18 protein-coding genes are annotated in these 22,719 nt (G+C 67.4%); 15 read left to right on the top strand and 3 right to left on the bottom strand.

Annotated features, from left to right (window positions below; genetic code table 11):
* The first annotated feature begins 2 nt into the window (after positions 1-2).
* The 5 genes from NBRGI_RS48370 (at position 3) to NBRGI_RS38695 (ending at position 9,144) form a co-directional block, all read left to right on the top strand.
* Complete coding sequence (locus NBRGI_RS48370) at positions 3-1,772, top strand: WXG100 family type VII secretion target (RefSeq protein ID WP_029902613.1); 1,770 nt, start codon at positions 3-5, stop codon at positions 1,770-1,772.
* A complete protein-coding gene (locus tag NBRGI_RS45740; RefSeq protein ID WP_148311126.1) occupies positions 1,769-6,829 on the top strand; it encodes an RHS repeat-associated core domain-containing protein in 5,061 nt (1,686 codons plus the stop codon). The genes NBRGI_RS48370 and NBRGI_RS45740 overlap by 4 nt, the downstream gene beginning before the upstream one ends.
* Positions 6,826-7,239, top strand: a complete 414-nt coding sequence (locus tag NBRGI_RS38705) for a hypothetical protein (RefSeq protein ID WP_029902610.1) — start codon at positions 6,826-6,828, stop codon at positions 7,237-7,239. Before NBRGI_RS45740 ends, NBRGI_RS38705 begins: the two co-directional genes overlap by 4 nt.
* Positions 7,240-7,375: 136 nt before the next feature.
* Complete coding sequence (locus NBRGI_RS38700) at positions 7,376-8,527, top strand: serine hydrolase domain-containing protein (RefSeq protein ID WP_029902608.1); 1,152 nt, start codon at positions 7,376-7,378, stop codon at positions 8,525-8,527.
* Positions 8,528-8,682: 155 nt separating this feature from the next.
* Positions 8,683-9,144 (top strand): hypothetical protein, encoded by a 462-nt coding sequence (locus tag NBRGI_RS38695; RefSeq protein ID WP_029902606.1) that lies wholly within the window; start codon positions 8,683-8,685, stop codon positions 9,142-9,144.
* Between the two features lie 8 nt (positions 9,145-9,152).
* Here NBRGI_RS38695 and NBRGI_RS38690 read toward each other — a convergent pair whose 3' ends face one another.
* On the bottom strand, positions 9,153-10,334 hold the full coding sequence (locus NBRGI_RS38690) for an acyl-CoA dehydrogenase family protein (RefSeq protein ID WP_029902604.1): 1,182 nt from the start codon (positions 10,332-10,334) through the stop codon (positions 9,153-9,155).
* A 294-nt stretch (positions 10,335-10,628) separates the two neighbouring features.
* Here NBRGI_RS38690 and NBRGI_RS38685 point away from each other — a divergent pair, with 294 nt between their 5' ends.
* Genes NBRGI_RS38685 through NBRGI_RS38670 form a run of 4 tightly spaced genes read left to right on the top strand, consistent with a single transcriptional unit; the run spans position 10,629 to position 15,204 of the window.
* Positions 10,629-11,429 (top strand): tryptophan 2,3-dioxygenase family protein, encoded by an 801-nt coding sequence (locus NBRGI_RS38685; protein WP_029902601.1) that lies wholly within the window; start codon positions 10,629-10,631, stop codon positions 11,427-11,429.
* Positions 11,384-12,556 (top strand): aminotransferase class V-fold PLP-dependent enzyme, encoded by a 1,173-nt coding sequence (locus NBRGI_RS38680; protein WP_235211254.1) that lies wholly within the window; start codon positions 11,384-11,386, stop codon positions 12,554-12,556. The genes NBRGI_RS38685 and NBRGI_RS38680 overlap by 46 nt, the downstream gene beginning before the upstream one ends.
* On the top strand, positions 12,553-13,596 hold the full coding sequence (locus NBRGI_RS38675) for a methyltransferase (RefSeq protein WP_029902598.1): 1,044 nt from the start codon (positions 12,553-12,555) through the stop codon (positions 13,594-13,596). Before NBRGI_RS38680 ends, NBRGI_RS38675 begins: the two co-directional genes overlap by 4 nt.
* A gap of 48 nt (positions 13,597-13,644) precedes the next feature.
* Positions 13,645-15,204, top strand: a complete 1,560-nt coding sequence (locus tag NBRGI_RS38670) for a phytoene desaturase family protein (protein ID WP_029902595.1) — start codon at positions 13,645-13,647, stop codon at positions 15,202-15,204.
* Between the two features lie 46 nt (positions 15,205-15,250).
* On the opposite strand, the gene NBRGI_RS38665 is transcribed toward NBRGI_RS38670, so the two are convergent.
* Both NBRGI_RS38665 and NBRGI_RS38660 read right to left on the bottom strand, forming a co-directional pair.
* Positions 15,251-17,239 (bottom strand): flavin monoamine oxidase family protein, encoded by a 1,989-nt coding sequence (locus NBRGI_RS38665; RefSeq protein WP_235211253.1) that lies wholly within the window; start codon positions 17,237-17,239, stop codon positions 15,251-15,253.
* A gap of 29 nt (positions 17,240-17,268) precedes the next feature.
* Positions 17,269-17,634, bottom strand: coding sequence for a peptidase inhibitor family I36 protein (locus NBRGI_RS38660; RefSeq protein WP_029902592.1), 366 nt, complete (start codon positions 17,632-17,634; stop codon positions 17,269-17,271).
* Positions 17,635-17,835: 201 nt separating this feature from the next.
* Here NBRGI_RS38660 and NBRGI_RS38655 point away from each other — a divergent pair, with 201 nt between their 5' ends.
* From NBRGI_RS38655 to NBRGI_RS44655, 6 genes are all read left to right on the top strand, one after another.
* Positions 17,836-18,726 carry a helix-turn-helix domain-containing protein gene (locus NBRGI_RS38655; protein ID WP_029902590.1) on the top strand — a complete coding sequence of 297 codons (891 nt, stop codon included), beginning with the start codon at positions 17,836-17,838 and terminating at the stop codon, positions 18,724-18,726.
* 115 nt (positions 18,727-18,841) lie between these two features.
* Positions 18,842-20,539: an AMP-binding protein gene (locus tag NBRGI_RS38650; RefSeq protein WP_051728361.1), complete on the top strand. Its 1,698-nt coding sequence runs from the start codon at positions 18,842-18,844 to the stop codon at positions 20,537-20,539.
* The gene (locus NBRGI_RS38645) at positions 20,523-21,380 is read left to right on the top strand and encodes a class I SAM-dependent methyltransferase (protein ID WP_029902586.1); all 858 of its coding nucleotides are present in this window, start codon (positions 20,523-20,525) and stop codon (positions 21,378-21,380) included. The genes NBRGI_RS38650 and NBRGI_RS38645 overlap by 17 nt, the downstream gene beginning before the upstream one ends.
* Before the next feature lie 40 nt (positions 21,381-21,420).
* Entirely contained in the window at positions 21,421-21,675 is a 255-nt protein-coding gene (locus NBRGI_RS38640; RefSeq protein WP_029902584.1) for an acyl carrier protein, read from the top strand.
* On the top strand, positions 21,672-22,463 hold the full coding sequence (locus tag NBRGI_RS38635) for an acyl-ACP desaturase (protein WP_036562464.1): 792 nt from the start codon (positions 21,672-21,674) through the stop codon (positions 22,461-22,463). Before NBRGI_RS38640 ends, NBRGI_RS38635 begins: the two co-directional genes overlap by 4 nt.
* On the top strand, positions 22,463-22,719 hold a 257-nt coding region (locus NBRGI_RS44655), incomplete at its 3' end, for a hypothetical protein (RefSeq protein ID WP_036562462.1). The genes NBRGI_RS38635 and NBRGI_RS44655, both read left to right, overlap by 1 nt.

The raw sequence follows: 22,719 nt of genomic DNA, 5'->3' as shown, positions 1-22,719 counted from the left end.
GCTTGGGATTCTGGGATGTTGTCAACGACATCGGCGAGGCGATCGAGGACGGTGTCGAAGCGGTCGTCGAAGGAGTCGGACAGGTCGCCGACGACGCGCTGGACGTGCTCTCCGACGGTGCGAAAGCGATCGGTCTGGACGGCATCGCCGAGGGCTTGGACGACCTCGGCGACAACATCGCCTCCGGCACCGGCGGCGACGTCGAAGAGGAAGAACTCGGCGAGACCGAGGAACCGAAAGAACTGATCCGCGGCGAGCCTGCCGAAATCAGCTCCACCGCGCAGACCTTGCAGAAGATGGCCACCGCCATCGATTCGACGGGGCAGGCGCTCAAGCAGATCGATGCCGCCGAATGGGTCGGCGAAGGCGCGGACGCGTTCAACGCGGTCTACGACAAGCAGCCGAAACTGTGGTTCGACTGCGCCGACGCCTTCACCTCGGCAGCCAAGGCGATGGAAGCCTGGCACAACGAGGTGAAAACCGGACAGGGCAAGGCCGCCGACGCCATCGATAAGTGGAAGGCCGCCGACGCGGAGGAACGCAGGCAGAAGAACTGGTGGAACTCGCTCACCGGCGAACAGCAGGCGCAGACCACACTCGTCGACACCTGGACCTCGATGCGCAACGAAGCGCGAGAAATTCTGCGCGGCGCGCGAACTCAGCGTGACAACGGGGCATCCATCGCCGTGGGCGCGTTCAGCGCCGCCACCGACAAGGCGCCGAAGGAACCCCCTTTCACCGACCGCTGGATCGCCAACATCTCGGATATGGGCGGCGTTCTGGAACACGGGGCGTTGAACTTCACCTCCGGGCTGCTCACCAGTTTCACCGGACTCGTGCAGTTCGTGCGCCAGGTCAACCCGACCGATATCTACAACATGACCCACCCCGCCGAGTACGCGGCCGGCTTGTCCGATCTCGCGACGGGATTGGTTGTCGCAGTGGCGGATCCGGGCGCGACGGTCTCTGCGATACTGTCCGACGCCAGGAAGAATCCGTTCGAGTTCATGGGCGCGCTGACCGGTGACGCGCTGCTCACCGCCGCCACCGGTGGCGGCGGCAGTGCCAAGGTCGCCGTCAGTGCACTGCGGAAGATGAAGGACGCGGGCCGGCTCGCCCGCGTCGCCGACGATGTCGGCGACGTCGGAAGGCACCTGCCCAATTCGACGCACACCCCGAGCGGCACGCCGTCGCACATGTCGATGGAAACCTCGCAGCGACCCGCGCCCACCCGGGTGGACAACGGGCATACGCCCACCGACCAGAACCCGGTGCAGGCGAACAGCCGTCCCGAGGCCCCCGCCCCGAGGCCCGAAAACGTCGGCGGTACAAATCATTCGACGACGGAGCAACCGCATAGACCTGAGTCCCCCGCAGCCGGTCCGGCGCGGCAGGCGCCCGATCCGGCGCCCACTCGGCACTCGGACCCTGACCCGGCACCGAGCCCGCACGCCGACCCCTCCCCTACCTCGCGTACCGACCCCTCGCCCACACCGAACCAGCACGCGGATCCCGGCCCTGACCGGTCGCCGGTCACCCACCGCGATCCCGACCCCGCACCGTCGCCGCACACGAACGCGGACCCGACCCCGGCCGCGCGCCCTGACGCGGATCCACCGCCGCATCGCACCGACCCCGCCCGGAGGCGTTGCGCCCCACGACCCACGCGGACAACCCCCCGACGGTGCACGCCGATCCCGAACGCGCACCCCATTCCCGCACCGACGTCGACTCGCCCTCCACACGCGCCAATTCCGATGCGCCGCAAGTGAGCCCCGAAGGGCGATCGCCGCACACCGACGCCACGCCGGACACCCACGCGCACCCTGACACCGCGCGAGCGCCGCACACCGCACCGGGCAGCCACGCCGACCCCGACACCGCGCGAGCACCACACGCCGACACCACGCCGGGCATGCGCGAGAACTCCGATGCGACGCGGTCACCGGGCGCCAACTCCGACGCGACACCTGACACCCGCGCGAACACCGACTCCCCGCGATCGCCCCAGGCGAACTCCGAAGCGGCACCGCGGGTTCGCACCGACCCGGACCACACTTCGACCACCCACCCCGACCACGCGCCGCCTGCACGCGCCGAGACCGGGGCCACGCCCACACAGCAGACCGACCCGGCGTCGGTCCGCACGCACACGCCGGACCCGCAGCCGAGCACCGCACGCCAACCCGATCCCGCACCTGTCTGGCAGACCAGCCCGTGGTCGCATCCCGACGCTCCGGCGCCATACACCCGCCCTGATCCCGCGCCGGGCGTCCGCGCGCAGCCCGACCCCACACGCGCATACTCCGATCTCACCCCCTCGTCACGCCCAGAACCCGGTACCCGCCCCCACCCCGACCGGACTCCTGCCGCACGGGCGCAGCCGGACCCGGCGACGCGTCCCTACGCCGATCCGAAACCGGTCGCCCGCCCGCACCGCGACCCCGCTACCACCAGCCGCACCGAGCCACACCCGTCGCCGGCCACCCGCGCCACCCCCGACCACGCCCCGCAGCGCGCACACGCTGAACCGACGGCCCGCTCGCACCCGGAAACACCTGCTCGGCACGCCGATTCCCACCCGGACCGCGACACGAACAGGTCTGCGCCGCACCAGGACCCGCATCGGGCCCCGGACAGCGCCGACCGCCACCGGCGCCCACACGAGCCCGACGACGCACCGCGGGACCGTCGTCGCGACCTGGGCGATCGCCACCCCGACCGCGACCGCCAACCAACCCGCGACGGCGAGCACGACCGCCCTCGTGACCTCAACGACAGACCGCGCGATCGCCACCCGGACAGCGACCGCCCCCGCAACGACACACCGCGCGATCGCGACACCGATCACGACCGGCAGCACAGGCCCGACAACTCGCCGCGCGATCGCCACACCGACCGCGACCGCACCGACAACCGCGATCGTCCGCACGACTCGGAGAACACACCGCGGGATCGCCACACCGACCGTGACCGCGAACGCACCCGGGACCGCGAACACGACAACGACCGCCCCCGCGACCGCGACGACGCACCCCGCGATCGCCACACCGACCGCGACCGTCCGCACGATCCTGGTAACGCACCGCGGGACCACCACGACCCTGATGCCGATCACCCCGCCCGCAATCGCGCCGACGCCGACCGGAATGCGCATGAGCACGCACGAGCGGCAGGTCCCGAGGCCGATCGGACGCCCGCGCAGAAGACCTGTTCCACGGACCCGGTCGATATCAGCACCGGCGAATTCCTCCTGCCCGACACTGATCTCGATCTACCCGGTGTGCTGCCGCTGACCTTGCAGCGGGCCCATCATTCGAATTACGGCTTCGGACGCTGGTTCGGCCCGTCGTGGTCGAGCACGTTGGACGCGAGGATCGTGGTCGAGGACGCCGGTGTCACGTTCATCGGCGAGAACGCGATGATGCTCGCCTACCCGCATGCCGAGGTCGGCGTTCCGGTGCACCCGCTCACCGAGGGGCAGCAGTGGTCGTTGACCCGCACCGAGGCCGGCGGTTACCGCGTGTGGGATCAACGAGCGGAGGTGCTCTGGCATTTCGCGCCGGAACTGGGACTCGACGGCATCGAGGCCAGATTCGGCAACTACGCGATCTCGGCGATCACCGACCGGCACCGCAACCGTATCCGCTTCCACTATGACGCCGACGGCGTGCCGGTCGAGGTCACGCACTCGGGTGGGTATCGGGTCCGGATCGATTCCGACGGTGCGCGGATCACCGGCCTGTCGCTGCTCTCCGACGATCCCGAGCTCGGCGAATCAGCCACCCGGGTGCTGGGGTTCACCTATGCCGGAACAGATTTGGCTGCGGTCACCGATGCCGACGGAGCCACCACCCGGTACACCTACGACGCCGAGCACCGGATGACCTCGTGGACCGACTCCAACGGCAACCAGATGGTGAACACCTACGACGAGTACGGTCGCGTCGTCTTCCAGCGCGGCACTGCCGGAGTATTGAACTGCGACTACGACTATCTGGAACTCCCCGACGGCACCGGCCGGCTCACCATGGTCACGGATTCGTCCGGCGCCACCACGTCCCACGGCTTCGACCGCGAACTGCAACTGCGTGATCTCGTCGACCCGACCGGCGGCCGCACGCACATCGATTACAACGCCGACCGCAGGCCGCTGACCGTCACCGGGCCGGACGGCGCGATTACCCGCTACCATTACAACGGCGCGGGCGACTGCGCGAAAGTCATTCGGCCGGACGGGTATTCGACCGACGTCGAATATCTCTGGCGCAGCCGTCCACTCACCATCACCTCCCCCGACGGTTCGGTAACGCGCCGGGAATGGTCCGTGGACGGCAATCTCTCCGCGGCGGTGGACGCCGTGGGGGGCCGCACCGAGTTCACGTATCACCCCAACGGCGCGCTGGCGTCCGTCGTCGAAGCCAACGGTGCCCGCACCACCTTTCAGGTGGATCGGGCCGGGCTGCTGATCCAGGTCACCGAGCCGCACGGCGCGGTGACGCATATCCGGCGCGACGCCGCGGGCCGTGCCACCCACATCACCGATCCCCTCGGCGAGGTCACTCGCTTCGACTGGTCTGCCGCTGGAAAGCTGCTGCGCAGAACGGATCCCGACGGGCGCAGCGAATCGTGGACCTACGACGGCGAGGGCAACATTCGCAGTCGCACCGATCGCACCGGCGCGGTCACCCGGCTCGTGTACGGCGATTTCGACCTCCTGCGCTCCCGGACCGATCCGGACGGCTCGACCACTCGCTACACCTGGGACACCGAACGCCGCCTCGTCGCCGTACACAACCCGATCGGCCAGACCTGGACCTACGAATACGACAGTGCCGGACGGCTGGTCGCCGAGACCGCGTACAGCGGCGCGACCACCCGATACGCGTACGACCGCGCGGGGCGGGTCAGCGCGATCACCCCGGCAACCGGCGCGACTCGTCACCAGCACCACGACGTCCTCGGCCGCCTGACCGAGATTTCCGCGGGCGACGAGTGGATCCGCTACACCCACGACCCGGCAGGCCGCGTCCTGGCCGCGGTGAACGGCGTCGGCGCGGATCTCACCCATCGTCTCGAATTCGCTTACACCGCAATCGGTGCCGTTGCGTCCGAGCAACTCGACGCCAACCCGCCGATGCTCTTCGAACACGACAGGCGCGGCCACCGCACGCGCCGGACCACACCTTCGGGCGCCGTCGCCACCTGGCACCACGATGTCACCGGCCGCCTGGACCATCTCAACGCCGACGACCACGACATCACCTTCGACTACGACCCGCTCGGACGGCTGACCACCTGGCGGGTAGGCGAAGTGGCCGTCACGCGTGGCCTCACCGCCCTCGGCCGAGTGACGCACCAAGAGGTGACCGCCTTTCCGCCACGCTCCCTGTCACTGGCAGCCGGGCCGTCCGCTCGACCGGACCCGATCCGCCTTCGTCGCGACGAATTCGCCTATCGCCCAGACGGATACCTCATCTCCCACACCGTCGACCGTGCGCAGACCGACCTCTTGCGACGCGATTACCAGCTCGACCCCGCCGGTCGGGTCACCACCGTTTCGACCGATGGCGCGCCCACCGAGCGCTACACCTACGACGCACTCGACAACGTCACCAGCGCCACGGTGTCAGCACCGACACCTGGGGGCAAACCCGGCTTTCCGCCTGGCAACGGTCGTCGCGAGTACCGCGGCGCTCTCCTCGTCCGGGATGGCCGCACCCGGTACCACTACGATGCCGCCGGACGGCTGATTCGCAAAACCACTGTCCGGCTGTCCCGGAAACCGGACGTATGGCACTACCGCTACAACGCTTTCGACCAATTGACCGATGCTTGGACGCCGGATGGCCAGTGGTGGCACTACACCTACGACGCCCTAGGCCGCCGCACCACCAAACAACACCTCGCTACCGACGGCACCGTCCTGGAGCGCGTCGACTATCTCTGGGACGGCACACATCTCATCGAGCAGTCCAGCGGTACCGCGACCGTTCGCTGGCAGTACCAACCCGGCTCACACACGCCGCTCACCCAGTCGACCGACCAGGGCACGGTCGATCGCGAGTTCTACGCGATCGTCGCCGATCTCGTAGGCGCCCCCGCCGAATTGGTCGACCCCGCCACCGCCGACACCGTGGCCGACGCACACACCGATCTGTGGGGCCGGACGACTTGGCGCGGGCGAACCGGCTCGCCGTTACGGTTCCCCGGCCAGATCCACGACCCCGAAACCGGCCTGCACTACAACATGTTCAGGTACTACAACCCGGACACCGGCCAGTACCTGACACCCGATCCCCTCGGGTTGGACCCCGCACCGAACCCGTACGCCTACACCAGCAATCCGCTCCGGTTCATCGACCCACTCGGTTTGACGCCGGCCGCGTGCGAACGCTTCGCCAACTTCTACCGGCAGGTCACGCCGAAGGAACTGCAACGGGCGCCTGCTCCCTACCCCGGCGGCCGCATCGGTCACGCGCTGCAGAAACACGGTGTCACCCCTGAGGTTCAAGCATCGATCCTCAACAACCCGCAACGGATCTTCAGCGGGGATTACCACGGCAAGCACCATGTCACCAAGGAGCCCTACATCCGCCCCGTCGACGTCTACTACAGCAAAGGCTCGATTGTCGTCACCGAGGCAGGCAACAAGAACTCCGTCATCACGGCCTATGGTTTGATCGACAAGAACGAAAAGAAGCCGAAAGCGCTCAAACCGGAAAAATGGTCCCAGAGCGAGCATTACGTCGAAATCACCCGTAACAACGGCGCTCATGAAGTGGTGTATCCCACGCGGGAGAGCTGGGAAGGGAACAGCTGGCAGTGACGGTCGAAAACGACCCTCAGGACAACCCGCCACCCGGCCGGTGGCAGGCGACGATCGATACCCTCGTCGCAGGTTTCGGCGCGCATCTCGGCGAAGAGGTGACCTTGGTCAAGTCGAACCAGTTCGACGAGGGGTTCTCCTGTCTCCTACGGGGGCCGGCTCCGTCCGGGCCGCTCCAGGTGGCGTGGGAGGGGGTGCTCGGTATGGCGTACGAGGACGCAAAGCCTGATATCAGCGTGTCCCTGTTCCTGTACAGCCGGGGCCGCCGCGTGCGACTGGACGACCAGTCCGGCAGCTATCTCGAAATCGTGTACGAGGGCCCGCTCGACGGCTCGGGCACGTGGCGTGATCTGGGCTGGTTCGAGGACGGCTTCGGCGAGTTCGAGGCATACGACCAATACGGCGACTGACCCCAGCGTTCGGCGCGCGCTACTTCCGCACTGCATCCAGGGCGCTGGCTCTGGTTTCGGGCGATCGCGCCGACCTCTGGGTTCATCGAGAGCGAAAACTGCCCGCCACAAATTAGAACGTGTTCTAATTCTGTCCATGAACCGGCTGGTGCACGGGCACGTAGATCCTGCGTTCCGGGCCGTGCGCGAAGTTTTCGAGGCGAGTTTCGACGATGGACAGAACACGGGAGCCGCCGTCGCGGTCTTCGTGGATGGTCGTGCCGTCGTCGATCTCTGGGGTGGCGTGGCGGACACACGCACGCGGCGAGCCTGGGAGCGTGACACCCCAGCTGTCACCTTTTCGTGCACGAAAGCGGTCACCGCGACGGCCGCCCTCGCGCTGGCCTACGCGGACGGTATCGGCTGGGACGAACCCGTGACGAAATGGTGGCCGGAGTACGGCGCCGCAGGGAAAGCGGCGACGACCCTGGCAGACCTGCTCGCACATCGCGCCGGGCTACCGGTCTTCGATCGCATCGTCACCGCCGCCGACGCTGCCGACCCGGCCGCCATGGCCGCGCTCCTCGCCGGCCAGCGACCACTGTGGCGGCCGGGTGCCGAACACGGCTATCACGCACTCACTTTCGGCTGGCTCGTCGGGGAATTCATCCGGCGCCGTACGGGTGCCACGGTCGGCGAATACGTACGCCGTCACTTCGGCGGCGAACTGTGGATCGGCGCACCGCCCGAGGTAGCCGCACGGGCGGCCCGGGTCGCGTTCCCGCCTGCCGCCGAACAGCTCTGGTCCGATCCCGGCCCGATCGATGCCGCGACGGTCGCGAAAATGGCGCAGGCCTTTCGAGACCCCGATTCGCTTGCACTGCGCGCCTCCACCAATCCCGCTGGGTCCTTCAACAATCCGGAGGTGCTGGCGGGCGGGTGGCCCGCGGGCGGACTGGTCACCACGGCGCGCGCCTTGGCCGGGTTCTATCGCGATCTCGTCGACGCAACGCTGCTGCCGCCGGGATTGCTGAGCGAAGCGACTCGCGAACAGGTCCGCGGCCCCGACGCGGTGCTGTTGCTGGAGAGCGCTTTCGGCCTGGGCTACATGCTGCCCTGCGAAAACTTCATCCTGCCCGAACCGGCCCGTGCGAGCGCCTTCGGACATCCCGGCGCGGGCGGTGCAATCGGGCTGGGCGACCACACCCACCGGGTAGCCATCGCCTTCGTGCCGAATCTGCGCCGCGACTGGCTGTCCGGCGACCGCCGCGCCCACAACCTCGTCGCCGCCGCATACGCTGCGCTGTAAGCGGTCTTGCGACGCCGCAGCAGATCCGTTCGGCGCGATGACCACCCCGCGCGCGACGACCGTACTTTCTGGGGATCGTGGGACGGCCCGGGACGGGATACGCTCACTTGGGCAAGCGTCTTCGAATTCCTCTCCTACGCAACAGGAGTCATGCGATGTTGAACCATGCCCGAAGCACTGGAAGGCGCATCGTCAAGCACCGGATCGCCGGACTGGCCGTCGCCGCCACAGCGGGATTCGGTGTCACGATGGCACCTACCGCCGTTGCCACGGCCGCCCCGCCGCCCAGTCTCACGGTGGACAGCGTTGCGCACCTGAACACCGACCGCAGCGTAGACGTCACGGGCACCTACACGTGCGGTGGTGGGCCGAGCAGCATCATCAGGGGTGATTCGGGGCTGTACCAGGACGACGCGGGTGTCTCGTCACCGTCGGTCACGGTGCCCGGCGACTGCGACGGCGCCGCACACCCCTACACCATCCATTTCCCGCCCGGCAGCTACTTCGAATTCCAGCCCGGCCCCGCCACATTCACCAGTGTCTGGCTGTTCTACGACGCCAACGGTGATCCCACCGAGGCCGAACTCGTCAACGCCCCGATCACATTGCAGAACTGAGAGTCCGCTCACTCCACCAGATCCAGGAACTCCCAGTGCGCTCCGGGTTGCGCACCGCTGAGCCACTTGCCGCAGTTCTGCAACACCACCGGGCCCGAAGTGATGTGCTGGGTACCGGTTTCGAGGTCCCGGAGGAACCGATCGATCGGGCCGCGCCGGATCGCGGTCGTCGCGGCCCAGCGGTGCACGGTCCGGCCGACATCGTGCGCCGTCCACGTCGCGTGGTTGAGCGCCAGCCGGACCAGCGTCTCCTGTTCGGTGCTGAGCGGATCCCCGTCGGTCAGCGTCTCTTCGTGATCCTGCCAGACCCGCATCACCCACGCGCGGGCCGACCGTAGTTTCGCTTCGGCACCGGCGTATTCGGCGTGGAACTGCGCGGTGTCGACGGCGGCGTGGAAGGAGCCGGACTTCTGCACGGCGTAGCGTCGCAGCTCGTCCAGCAGTCGCCGGCCGGTGCCGAGCGCCCAGCCGGTGTGCACGATCGCGGACATGTTCACCACGCCGATGCGGTAGATCGCACCGCCATTGGCGGGCGTCATGGTCGTCGCGGGGTAGGTATGCGTCTGCGGGACGAAGACTTCCGTGCAGTGATAGTCGATGCTGCTCGTCGCGCGCAGACCGAGCACATCCCAGTTGTCCACCAGCGTCACCTGTGATTTGGGCATCGCGAGGATCCGCGGCTCCCCCGTCCCTTCGACCTGGATCGCACTGTGGATATGCGTGGCCAGTGCCATGCCCGAGGCGAACTGCCACTGCCCGCTCACCAGGTAGCCGCCGTCCACCGGGACGGCTCGTCCCGGCCGGGTGCCGTGGCCGGACAGTAATGCGTGCTTGCCCGCAGCGACATCGGGAAACAACTCAGCCGCCGCGGCCGCGCCGAGGTAGGCCGCGGTAGTGCCCGTCACCATCTGCAACACCATCATCGTCCATCCGGCCGAGGCGTCGTGATAGCTGAGCCGCTCGATCGTCTGGATCAACTGCAGCGGCGAGAATTCGTAGCCACCGAGATTCTCCGGCAGTCCGGCCCGGACGATCCCCGCGGCCAGCAAGTCCTGCGCCACATCGTCGGTGAGGCTGCCACGTTCCGCGGCCGCCGCCGCGTTCGCTTCTATCGACTCGGCGAGCGCGTCGATTCGTTCCAGCATCGCAGGGAATTCTTTGCTGATGTGCAGCCGAGCCGAAGCAGTCATACGACGATTATTCCTACATCTAGATAATGTTGGGGCACAGCCCATTTCGCTACCACCGAGCAACCCCGGCGCCGACCACCACTCTCGAACCCCACCCTCGCCGGGTAAAGACCTCGGTCGACTCAGCGGACCGCACGCAGGTCACGAACCCTCGGTGTGGTTCTGCACACCGACTGTCACCGGCGACCGATCCGCTGGGTGAACCGGCGCGATGCGCCCGGCTGTCCGGTCGCGAAATCGGGGGCACAAGGTATTTCGAACAGGCGGCGCGATGCCGCCCGGGGGGGAACGCTCATGTCCACGATCGAGGACGGGTCGGCGGCGGCACAGTTGCGGGAGGCACTGTCGAAGCCGATGTTCAACACCGTCTTGAAGGCCTGGGTCGGCGACGGGACTTCCGACTACGAGGTGTATCTGCGCACCACCGAGCTGTTGTCCTTGCAGACCGAGGTGGACCGGCTCACCGAGCCGGACGAACTGATGTTCCAGATCGTCCATCAGGCTCAGGAGGTCTGGCTCAAGCTGATCGCCCACGAACTCGTCGGTGTTGTAAGCGAACTCGACAGTGACGACCTGTGGCGGGTCTCCGCGCGGCTCGATCGGACGATCCGGATCGCCGAGTGCCTGGCCCGCGAAATCCGCGTGCTCGAGACGCTGACACCGAGCACCTATCAGGCCATCCGGCGCAGTCTCGGCAACGGCAGCGGGCAGGAATCGCCGGGCTACAACGCCGTTCTCCTCGCCGCCGAACATGTCGACGCGGCAATGGAACGGCTGCTGGACCGCCGCGGGGTCGGCCTGGCGCAGGTCTACGCGGGCGCGCAGCCCGAGCTCGAACGCATCTGTGAGCTGCTGGTCGATTTCGACGAACGGTTCCAGCTGTGGCTGATCAGCCACTTCATGCTGGTGCGCAGGACGATCGGCATCGGCCACGGGGTGCACGCGCTCGACGGGGTGCCGACGCGGGTCCTGACCGGCCGGATGACCCAGCCGCTGTTCCGCTCGCTGTGGCAGATCCGGATCGAGCTGACCGAGGGTTGGCGACGCGAGTGCGGATACGCACCCGGAGCGGCACGTACGGCGACGGCCCGATGAACTACCTCGGCCATATCGACACTTTGCGTGCGCAGTTCCCGGTGCTCGACACCTGCGTGTATCTCAACAGCAATTCGACCGGGGCGATGCCGCGCGGCGTCGAGCAGGTACTCGATCGCTACTGGGCGACGATGCGGAGCTGGCGAGACGACGCATGGGGCGGATGGCTCGACGAGCTGGACGGCTACATCCACGCGCTCGCCGAATTCCTCAGCGCCCCAGCGGAAACGATCGTCACCGACACCAACCTCACCACACTGCTCGGCCGGCTCGCCACCTGTTTCGATTTTCGTGGCGAGCGCTCGAAGGTGCTCACCACCGACCGCGAGTTCCCCACCGTGCCGTTCCTGTGGCAAGGCTTCGCCCGCTACGGCGCCGAACGCGTTGTGGTCGATTTCGGTACCGAGGCAATCGAATCCGCGATCGACGAGCAGACCCTGCTCGTCTGTGTGGCCCATGGCAGTTACACCACGGGAGCAATGCTCGATCTCGAAAGGATCGTCGCGCGCGCCCATCGGATGGGTGCGCTGGTCATCGTCGACGCCTTCCAAACCGTCGGCGCAGTGCCGCTGAATCTGCCCGCGCTCGGGGCGGATTTCGTGCTCGGCGGCGCGGGTAAGTGGCTGTGCGGGGCGCACACCGCGTTCCTCTACGCACGCCGCGAACTCCTGCCGACGCTGCGACCCGCCGCCACCGGCTGGTTCGCGGGTCGTGACCCGCTGTCGTTCCGGCCCGCCGAGGACTGGGCCGCCGATGCGCGGCGGCTCGCGGGCGGCACGCCGATTCCGCTCACCGCCATGATGTCCCGCGTCGGCCTCGATCTGCTGGCTTCGGTGGGCATGCCGGCCATCCGGGCGCACTCGCTGCGCTGCACCGGACGCATCATCGAGCGGGCGGTCGCAGCGGGTCTCACGGTGCGCACCCCGAAGGCGGCGCAGCACCGCGGCGGCGTTGTCTGCCTCAGTTTTCCGGGCGACGAGCTGGTCAAGCAGCGGCTGGTCGAACGCGGCATGGTGTGCAGCTGGCGCGAGGGGCTGCGCGTGGCTCCCCATATCTACAACACGGTGGACGAAGTGGACGCTTTCATGGACGCGTTGGCTGCGGAGCGAAAGGGGCTGCGCGCATGACCGGGATCGTGGTCTCGCCGCGCGCACTGCTCAGTTTGCTGTTCAACGGCGACAAAGCCATCGATGTCGTGCGAACCGCTTGGAAGATGGGCCTTTTCGATGCGCTGGACACCGGCCCCGTGTCGCTCGGCGCACTGTGCGATCGCTTCGAGGTGGTGCCGATCCGCCTCTACAAGCTGCTCGACTGTCTCGAATGCCTCGGCCTGGTCGCTCGGCAGTCTTCGGACCTGTTGCGCGACAACAGATATCACGCGATCGACGGCGCGCGCGACGCGGCCGTAGACGTGCTGGGCCCGGCCTCCGTCGAACGGGACCGGGACGGCTACCCGTGGCGCACGCTGTACGGCCGGCTGCCCGAGGTACTGCACGGCACGCATGGCATGGCGGCCTCCGCTTTCGAATGGCCGCTCGACAACGCCGAGCAGATCGCCGGATTCGAACACAGCATGGCGGCCGGGATCGGCCCCATCGCCGAGGCGTTCGGCATGCACGCCGAGTTGTGGCGCGACACCGCACGGCTACTCGACGTCGGCGGCGGCGACGGCACCTTGGCCGCGCACCTGTTGCGGAATCAGCCGTCCCTGCGGGCCGACGTCTACAACCTGCCCGCGTTGGGTCCCCTCGTGGACCGCACGCGGGCGGAATCTGGCTGCGGCGACCGGCTCGGTTTCGTCGGCGGCGATTTCCTCGCCGAACCGCTGCCGAGCGGGTACGACGTCCTGTCGTTCGTGCGCGTGCTGCACGACTGGCAGCGACCGCAAGCCCGGGAACTTCTGATCAAGGCCTACCGCGCCCTCGCCCCGGGCGGGCGGGTGCTCATCTGCGAGGAATTCCGGGACGCCGAACGGCTCGCCCGGCAATTCTTCTGGTCGTATTTCCTCATCGGCGTCGACAGTTGCACGAGCATGTTGCGAGAGGCGACCGACTATCTCGACCTGCTCGGCGAGATCGGTTTCCAGGAGGCCGCGGTCCTGCCCGGACCGTTCGACATCCTGGTCGCCATCAAGCCCACTGCCGAAAACGAGGTTCCGGTCCGGTGAGTGACAAGAAATATCGACGTCCCCTGCGGGTGCTGGTCGACTGAACAGATGCAGACTTTCGATCACATATTCGTCGGCGGCGGCCACAATGCACTGGTCGCCGCGGCCTACCTGAGCAAAGCGGGCCATGAGGTGCTCGTCATCGACCGCAATGATCGGGTGGGCGGGTTCGTGCGCAGCGCCGAATTGACGCCGGGAGTGATCTACGACCCGTTCTCGTCCGCGATCCCGCTGTTCACCAGCGGGCCCGCGTGGCGTGACCTGGGGCCGGACCTGGAGAAACAAGGTCTGCAGATCTTGCAGCCCGAATTCCCGACCGGTGTGTCCCTGGAAGACGGCACCACGGCGGTATTCCCCCGGGATCCGCTGGCACTCGCGGACGAGGCGGACCGGCTGCACCCCGGCGACAGCTCGGCGGTCGCCGAAATCGTGTCGGCGCTGGGGCCCGCGGTGGGCCCGATATTCGGACTGCTGGGCCAGGACCTGACCAGCGAAGCGGCCCGCGCCACCATCGCTCAGCTGGTGCGCGAAGGCAATGGCTGGTCCGAGGTCGCCGAGATCGCGTTGGACAGCGCGCGCTCGGCCGTCTCCGAGATCGAATCCCCAGCGATGCGAAGCCTTTTCGGCTCCTGGCCAGCGCACGTGAGTCACGGGCCGGACGACGCGGGCGGCGCGTTCTGGACGACGATCTTCCCGCTCGGGTTCACCGCGGGCGGCATGCCGATTCCGCAGGGCGGCATCGGAAAACTCGTCGAAGCGCTCGCGGGCATAATCTCCGACCGGGGCGGTGTGATCCAGACCGGCGCCACCGTCACCCGGATTCGGGTGACCGACGGACGCGCCGTCGGCGTGCAGCTGTCCGACGGTAGCGCGTGTCGGGCCCGCAACAGCGTCGTGGCCTCCGTCAATCCCGACCAGCTCTACGAGTGGCTGCTCGGCGAAACCGAAGTGCCCGAACGTATCCTGCGGCAAGCGAGCCGATACCGCTACGGCACCGGTCTCTTTCAGCTCCACCTCGCGACCAGCGCGCCGATCCCTTGGACGGACAAGCGTTTCGAACGGATCGGGCAACCGTTCCTCACCGATTCGCTGGACGGACTGTCCCTGCACGTCGCTCAGGCGCGGGCCGGGTTGCTGCCCGCGTGGCCGACGATGACCATCGACTCCCCCACCGCACACGACCCGACGCGCGCACCCGCGGGCACCAGCGTGCTGCGCATCCAGGTCACCGATGTGCCCACCCGTCCACACGGCGACGCGGCAGGGGCGATCACCACCGACGGCACCTGGAACACCGATGTGGTGAACCATTTCGCCGACCGGGTACTCGAGGTCGTGGAGCGCCACGTCCCGGGCTTGAGCGCCACTATCATCGCCCGCGAAATTGTCACTCCCGCAACTCTTTCCGCGTTCAACCCGAACAGCGGGCCCGGCGACCCCTACGGTGGCGCGCAAGACCTCGCGCAAAGCTTCGCCCTTCGCCCGATCTCCGCCGCACCCGGTCACCGCACCTTCGTCCCCAACCTCTACGTCCTCGGTTCGGGCACCTGGCCGGGCGCCGGCGTCTCCGGAAACTCCGGCCACATCGTCGCCCAGTATCTACTGTGATCCCGAATCCTCGGCAGCGGTCGTACCCGCGATCGACACCGCCCCTTCATCTCTGGTGAACTTCCAGGGCAGTGCGAACCGCACTCTCGAGCGCTCCTTCGATCCATGCCGGCTTGAGCGTGGTGTGGTCGCCGGCCAAATGGATTCGCCCTTCGATCGTTCGGGTCGCGGCGTGGTGTTCGTGTAGTTGGCCGGGGGTGGGAATGACCGCTTCACCCAGGGCATAGCGGGCACGTTGCCAGGACTGCGAGACACCGACACCGGTGAATTCGGTGTCGACGCGGGGACCGAACATGCGACGCATCCCAGCGAGCGCGAAATGCACCCGCTCGCTTTCGGTGAGCGAATCCCAGCGCATGGCATCGTCGGACCAGGTGTAGCTGGCCAGGACGACGCCGCCGTCGGAATCGGGCACGTGAGAGGGGAAATAGGTGAATCGATTAGGACAGTCCGATACGCACCCACCGCCGCGGAATCCACGAACGCCTTGCTCCCAGAACCTGGTCTTGAACTCGAGCAGCACCTTGGTGGCGGCATCATGGTGCAGCTCGGTGATGGCACGACGGGTCGGATAGGACAGCGGTGGGTCGAAAGTGCAGAAACGGGTGGCGGTCAAGGGGATAGCGAGAATGGCGTAGTCGCCCTCGAACGATTCGATCGGATCCATCGGTGCGCCATCGGTGTGCTCGCTGCCGGATTCGGCGGTGGTCCACACCTTTACACCGCGATCGGTCTGCTCCAGGTGGGTCATGCGTCTGCCCTGACGCACGGCAGGCCCGAGTTTGCGGGTGAGCGCGTCGGTCAACGTCGCGGTGCCGCCTTCGAGTTCCCAGTAGCTCGCGTCCGGGCGGATGAGGGCATGGTCCACCATCGCGGAGATGACACCGTAGTGCAGTCGGGAGGTCAGGTTCTCCAGGGTGCCCACCGTGGCGAGATGCGCAAGGCTCCAGCCGTGCTCCGTCAGATAACGGTGCGTGGAGTAGTCCTCGTAGGTATTGAAAACCTTTGCCCAGCCATCGATTCGACGCTCGATGGGCCAGTCGTCAGGCACTCCCACTTTGTGCAACGCCGAATCGAGCGCAGCTCTGGCCGGCGCGGTGAGGTCCACACCGAAATCGCGATGCAACGCCGCGGGATCGCCGGCGTACTCGGCGCGCGTGACGATCCTTCCGTTGGTGTTGATCAGCGTACGGCCCGCCGCGGGCGGCGGCCGGAACTCGGCAGCGGGACCGTTGCTCCATTGCTCACCGGTGAAGGAGCGATAGACGACGGGCGTGACCGCCGCGGAACGTGCCTCCGGTGCAACGTCCGCGTTGTGGAATTGCCGCCGCCGCAGACCCAATTTGTCGGCGAGCGCGAGCACCATGGGATGGGCGCTCGGCAGCCGCATGGCCCCGGCCTCCGCATACAGGTTCGGATCGCTGAACATGCCGCGAAAGGTCTTGACGCGTCCGCCGGTTCGGCTGCCGTTGGCTTCGATGACCGTCACCCGGTGCCCGGCGTCGGCCAGCAGATTCGCCGCGGTCAGTCCGGCCGGACCCGCGCCGATCACCAGAACCCGTTTGGGCGCAGCAGTTTCGGGCAGACCGGTGTCGATCAGCGTACGCAGGTAGGTCAGCCGCATATCGTTGCCCGCGGCGTCGACCCCCAGCATCTCCCTGGCCAACTCCACGCTGCGATCCATCGACCGAGCGAAGTCGGTTCGAGCGGCAGGCGGCCCGCAGGCGAGGGTCGTCGCCCCTGCGGCCAACGCCCCCGCCGCAGCCGCGGTGGTCAACAACGCACGTCGTCCGATCACAGTTTCCGCCACGCCCCGACCGATCCCTTCTGTGGACCACGACCCGGCTGATTTATTGCGATGTTGCCGGATGTTAGCAGGGGTGGTTCGGACGGCAGCGATGTCGACCGGTAGGCACGCCGACGGAATTCGCCACGGTGCGAGTGGGGCCGCACAGCACGCCTGGTTTCGCCCTTCGCCCGATCGCCGCTCGGGTACCTGGCCGGGCGCCGACGGCTCCGGAAGTTCCGGCCACATCGTCGCCCGTCGCAGACTGACGTCGCGATTCAGACACCACGTACGGAATGAATTTGCACGGCGACGTCGGCTGGGACGTCGGATTTCCAGCCCGGGGTGACACTGAAAATGATACCGCCGCGATAACTGTACTCGGTGTATCCGTGCCACGGTTGCGATGTGCGATTCCAGAGGGAATAGACCTGACCGTCCATGTTCTGCAGGCGGAGGTCGGTCGAACCGAGCTGGAAATAGGCGATTCGGCCACCGCCGTTGGGTGCGCTGAAGATACAGAACCGGGCGCTCGGGCAGCGGTCGTATCCAGCTGCTTCGGCCTGCGCGGGCGCGGCGAACGCGCCCATTCCGACCATTCCGGCAACCGCTGAAACCGCCGCGACGCCCTGTTTGAAATTCATGCGAAATCGCATTGTCGTACCCCTCCCGTCATGCGGCGGCTCCAGCGAGTCTGCCGTCGAATGGATGGTAGGACAATCGAAGTCGTCCACATTCCCCAGTTGCGACCCCAGTTGCGCCGGAGCGGCGCGTTCTCGGAGACGATGACCCGCGGATTATCGAGTAGTTACGGTCGCGAACTACCCGCTGAGTAGGGTCGGGATATGGTGTTCGATTCCACTCGTTTCGATCTGCAACCCTATGCCGGTTTCGACTTCGACGGCTGCGTTCGGCGGACGTATTGCAGCTTCGAGGATGCCGGCTGGCAGTCGCTGCTCGTTCAGCGGTTCGAGCATGCGCCCGTGGTGCGCGAGATGCCGTTGCCTGCCGCGGCGGATGTGCATCTGGTGTTGCCGCTGACGGGGAAGGCGGTGCTGCAGACGCGAAATGGCGGGCGCAGTGTGCGGTCCACCTGGCTGCCCGGCACGATCGACGCCAAACTGCCGGGCCAGGCCACGTCGGTGAGCTATCGCGGCGACGGACCGATGCGCAGCGTGCAAGTGCACATCCCGCGCAATACGGTCGACGCGGCCGCGGCACAGCTGGGCGAACAGGACGTGGATTTCGAAGCGGTGTCCGCGGCGCTCACACAGGGCGATCCGCTGATCGAGGAAGTGGTACGCGCACTCGCGGTCCCCAGCGGTGCGGACGATCTCTACGCCGAGTCCGCAGCCGCCTTCCTGAGCATGCACCTGCTCGTCCGGCATGCCGGTGCGGCGGCGCCGACGGCACCGAACCGCGAGGATCGGCGCGTGCGCGCGGCGGTGACGATGATGCGTGAACGGTTCGCCGAGTCGATCACTTTGGCGGATATCGCGGGCGAGGTGCATCTCAGCGTCTACCACCTCGTCCGGGTCTTCCGGACCGAGACCGGGACGACACCGCATCAGTTCCTGCTCCGGCTGCGGGTCGATGAGGTCAAGCGGCTGCTGCGCGACACCGAGCTCTCGATCGAACAGATCGCTCCGCGTTGCGGTTTCGGCAGCGCCGGTGCGCTGTCCATCGCGTTCCTGCGGTACACCGGCGTCCGGCCTTCGGTGTATCGCAAGAACTGATCGGCACGCCGCAATTGCGTGCCTGGCCCTCGCGCCGCGCGGTCACGTGTACTGAGACCCGGAACACGACCGCTCCGATTCCTCGAAATCGGCTGTGCGAGAGGGGCAACGACACTTGCGCGAAAGCTGGGTCACCGATGTCGTGGCCGGTTACGAGAACGACCACGCGCCCGCCCATGAGTACCTCGGCGAGAACGGCGAATGGAGCGTCCTCAGCCGGCACGACCTATTGCACGAGGTGCGCTCTGCCGCCACGGGATGGCGCGCGGCCGGTGCGCGACCCGGTGACCGGGTCGCGATGGAAGCCACCGACCCGCGCCTGTTCGTCCCGGCCTTCCTCGGCGCCCTGTGGGCCGGAGTGGTGCCGGTTCCAGTGCCGCCACCGCCGCCGCAGGGACGTCGCGCCGCCTGGCACGATCACGTGGCAGCGATGGCCGCGGCAGCGCAGACCCGGGCGATCGCGCTGCGCGCCGGCACCGCCGCACCTGCGGGCAGCGAGCGGACGATAGTCCTGGATACCGTCGTGGCCGCGCCGCCGGACACGTCGGACCCCTGCCCTCCCGAACCGGACGCGACCGCGTATGTGCAGTTCAGTAGCGGCAGCACCGGAACTCCGCGCGCGATTCCCGCGCGGGTGGCCGCGGTGCGCGCCAACGGGATGGCCATCATGCGCGACGGCCTGCGCGCCGATCCGGCGGTGGACCGCGGACTGTCCTGGCTGCCACTGCACCACGACATGGGGCTGGTCGGATTCGTCTTGGCGCCCTTGCTGATCGGCGTTCCCGTCTCCTTCGTGCCGACCCGCGCCTTCGTCCGCCACCCCGGGCTGTGGTTGCGCGCCATGTCCGACCGGCGCGCGACGATCAGTTTCGCCCCCAATTTCGCCTACGCGCTCAGTGCCCGCCGGACCTCGCCCGAGGAGATCACCGCGCTGAAACTCGATCAGGTGCGCGTGCTCGGATGCGGCGCGGAGCCCATCAACCATGCTGTGCTGCAACACTTTCTGAACACCTTTGCACCTGCGGGACTCGAACCCGAAGCGCTGACACCGTGTTACGGACTCGCCGAGGCCACGCTCGCGGTCGCGCTCGCCACGCCGGATCGCCCCTACCGCGTGGACCACCTCCGCGCCGACGAATTGTCCGGCGGACGCGCCGTCCCCCTCGATCCGGAAACAGCCGCCCGGATACCGGCCGAGACCGAGAGTAACGCCACGTCTACGGTTCCCGAGGACACCGCGACGATTGTCAGCTGTGGACCGCCGTTGGCCGGTCATCAGATCGCCGTGCGCGACGACGCCGGCGAGACCGTCGCCGAGCGGATCATCGGCGAGATCTGGGTGCGCGGTCCCTCGGTCGCACACGCCTATCTGGGTGCGGTCTCCGCGACGCACCACACGTTTCGGCCGGACGACTGGCTGCGTACCGGTGACCTCGGCTACCTGGCCGAGGGAGAGCTGTTCGTGACCGGCCGGGTCAAGGATCTGCTGATCCTCAACGGCCGCAACATCGATCCGCAACGGGTGGAGTGGGTCGCCGAGACCGTCGCCGGTGTGCGCGCGGGCGGGGTCGTGGCCTGCACCCGGCCTGGATCGGGCTCCGAGGAACTGGTCGTGGTCGCGGAATGCCGGACCGCGGACATGAAAATACCTGCGGCACTGCGGGAAGCCGTCGCCGCCGCCCTCGGCATCCCGGTGCACGACGTGGTGACCGTGGCCCCCGGCACCGTACTGAGGACGACCTCGGGGAAGCCACGACGGCAGGAGACCCGCCGCCGCTATCTGGAAGGGGCGCTGCATGTCCAGCAAAGCTGACATCGCCGTCAGTTACGACCTCGACCCGGAGTTCTACCGGCTCTGGCTCGACAGCCGGATGAACTACACGTGTGGCGTCTTCGACGACACCGACGACCTCGACGCCGCCCAGCTCGCCAAACTCGCGGTCCTGCACGACTTCGCGCACATCGCGCCCGACCGCACGGTGCTCGACATCGGCTGCGGCTGGGGCAACAATCTCGCGTACCTCACGCAGGAACGCGACGTCGCCCGAGCACACGGCATCACCCTGTCGCAAGCCCAGTACGACGACATCGTGCGCCGCGATCTGCCGGGCGTCACCGTCTCCTGCGTCGACTATCGCGACTTCATCCCGGTGCACACCTTCGACGCGGTGCAGTCGATCTGCATGATCGAACATGTCTGCACCCCCGAGGACGCCCGCGCCGGACGAGCCGTCGCCAGGTACCGCGATTACTTCCACAAAGCGTGGACATGGACCAACCCTGGCGCGTACTTCGCACTCCAGACGGGTCTGCGTGAGCGCCTGCCGCGCCGTGCCGAAGAGGCACGCGAGCTGCGCTGGCTCGGCGAGACCATCTTTCCCGGCGGCATGGCGCCCCGGGCCGAGGACATCATCATGGCCGTCGGCCCCTACTGGGAGGTCATGCAACTGCGCACCCGGCGCGAGGACTACGAACGCACCACGACGCACTGGCGCACCCGGTTGCGCGCGCACGAGGAAGAAATTCGCGATCGCTGGGGCGGCGAACTGTTCGCAACCTATGACCGCTATCTGACGTGCTGTATCAACTCGTTCGCGCGCAGGCACATGACCCTGTCCCAGTGGTGCCTGCGTCGCGTGGACGATCCCGAGTAAAAGCTCTCTGCCTCAACGAAACCGCATCGAAGGAACGCCTATGACCCAGGACGAACTGCTGGCCTTGCTCGGCAGCGGTCTGCGCGATGTCACCTCCGCAGCACATCCGCCCCTGCGCCCGGATTCCGACCTCTTCTCCTCCGGCATCGATTCGGTGCAACTGCTGGAGCTCGTCACGTGGACCGAGAAGCAGCTCGACATCCGCCTGCCCGACGAAAAGCTCTACGCCGTCACCGATGTCGAGGGGCTGTGCCAGCTCATCATCACCGAACTAGCGCATCGGGTCGACCGTTGAACAGGGATCTGCGCGAATCCTTCCACCGCACGTACATGACCTTCTTCGAGAACGCCGAGCGCACGCGCCGCTGGAATCCGTTCAACGACATCGACTGGGACGGGCTCGACACCGCGCGCAGTGATGCGCAGCTCGCGACCAACGCCGAAACATTCTGCGGTGTCGAACTCTTTCTCCCCGATTACCTCAACACGCACCTGGAACTGTTCGGCCGCAACTACGCCCAGGCCTGGTTCGCCGCGAACTGGGGGTACGAGGAATCCAAACACGCGCTCGTGCTCCGCGAATACCTGCATCGCAGCGGTCAACGTACCCAAGCCCAACTCCACGACTACGCCGACACGGTCCTGGCCAAGCGCTGGGAACGGCCGTACGCGAGTCCCCGGGAGATGCTGATCTACGGAATGATCCAGGAACTCACGACCTTCGTGGTCTATCGCTCGCAGCGCACGCTGGCCGACGAGACCGGGCACTCGGTCCTGGCCGATATCTACCGGATCATCGGCCGCGACGAGATGGCGCATACGAAGTTCTACCAGCACATGGTCGCGCTGCTACTCGACGAGGACCGCGCAGGCACTCTCGTCGATCTGGCCCATGTCCTGCGGACCTTTCGCATGCCCGCCGAGCAGCTGTTGCCCGATCCCGAAGCCCGCTCGGTTCTGATGCGCTCCACCGGCATCAACGCGCAGGTCTACCTGCGTGACATCGTCGCGCCCACCCTCTCGGCGCTGCACCTGACCCGCCACGATCTGCCCGCGCCCACCCGCCACCGGAAGGAGCGATAGTGTCCGGATCACCGGTGATCGATCTGCTCAGCGACCCGCTCTTCGATCCGCACGTCCGCTACCGGCTAGGCGTGGACGACCTGATGCGGCTGACCGTCGAGCGCGCGAAGCTACTGCACGCCAAGGGAATCGTGGGCAGTGAGGCATGGTGCGGCGGCAACCGGCAGGACCGCTTCCCCGAACTGGTCCGCACCGCGGGCTGGTTGAGCGCCTTCGACATCTCCTTGGTCGCCACGACCGGCAACCAGCAGCTCGG

It is taken from the genome of Nocardia brasiliensis IFM 10847 (assembly GCF_000710915.1).
In the GTDB taxonomy this organism is placed as follows: domain Bacteria; phylum Actinomycetota; class Actinomycetes; order Mycobacteriales; family Mycobacteriaceae; genus Nocardia; species Nocardia brasiliensis_A.
The sequence above is the reverse complement of the archived record's forward strand: the minus strand, read 5'-3'. Positions and strand labels throughout refer to the sequence as shown.

Coding starts and splice junctions, on each gene's coding strand:
- NBRGI_RS38690 (WP_029902604.1), bottom strand. CDS start 10,334: ATGACTGCTTCGGCTCGGCTGCACATCAGCAAAGAATTCCCTGCGATG.
- NBRGI_RS38645 (WP_029902586.1), top strand. CDS start 20,523: ATGTCCAGCAAAGCTGACATCGCCGTCAGTTACGACCTCGACCCGGAG.
- NBRGI_RS38665 (WP_235211253.1), bottom strand. CDS start 17,239: ATGTGGCCGGAACTTCCGGAGCCGTCGGCGCCCGGCCAGGTACCCGAG.
- NBRGI_RS38640 (WP_029902584.1), top strand. CDS start 21,421: ATGACCCAGGACGAACTGCTGGCCTTGCTCGGCAGCGGTCTGCGCGAT.
- NBRGI_RS38685 (WP_029902601.1), top strand. CDS start 10,629: ATGTCCACGATCGAGGACGGGTCGGCGGCGGCACAGTTGCGGGAGGCA.
- NBRGI_RS38655 (WP_029902590.1), top strand. CDS start 17,836: ATGGTGTTCGATTCCACTCGTTTCGATCTGCAACCCTATGCCGGTTTC.
- NBRGI_RS38670 (WP_029902595.1), top strand. CDS start 13,645: ATGCAGACTTTCGATCACATATTCGTCGGCGGCGGCCACAATGCACTG.
- NBRGI_RS38695 (WP_029902606.1), top strand. CDS start 8,683: ATGTTGAACCATGCCCGAAGCACTGGAAGGCGCATCGTCAAGCACCGG.
- NBRGI_RS38675 (WP_029902598.1), top strand. CDS start 12,553: ATGACCGGGATCGTGGTCTCGCCGCGCGCACTGCTCAGTTTGCTGTTC.
- NBRGI_RS38660 (WP_029902592.1), bottom strand. CDS start 17,634: ATGAATTTCAAACAGGGCGTCGCGGCGGTTTCAGCGGTTGCCGGAATG.
- NBRGI_RS38700 (WP_029902608.1), top strand. CDS start 7,376: ATGAACCGGCTGGTGCACGGGCACGTAGATCCTGCGTTCCGGGCCGTG.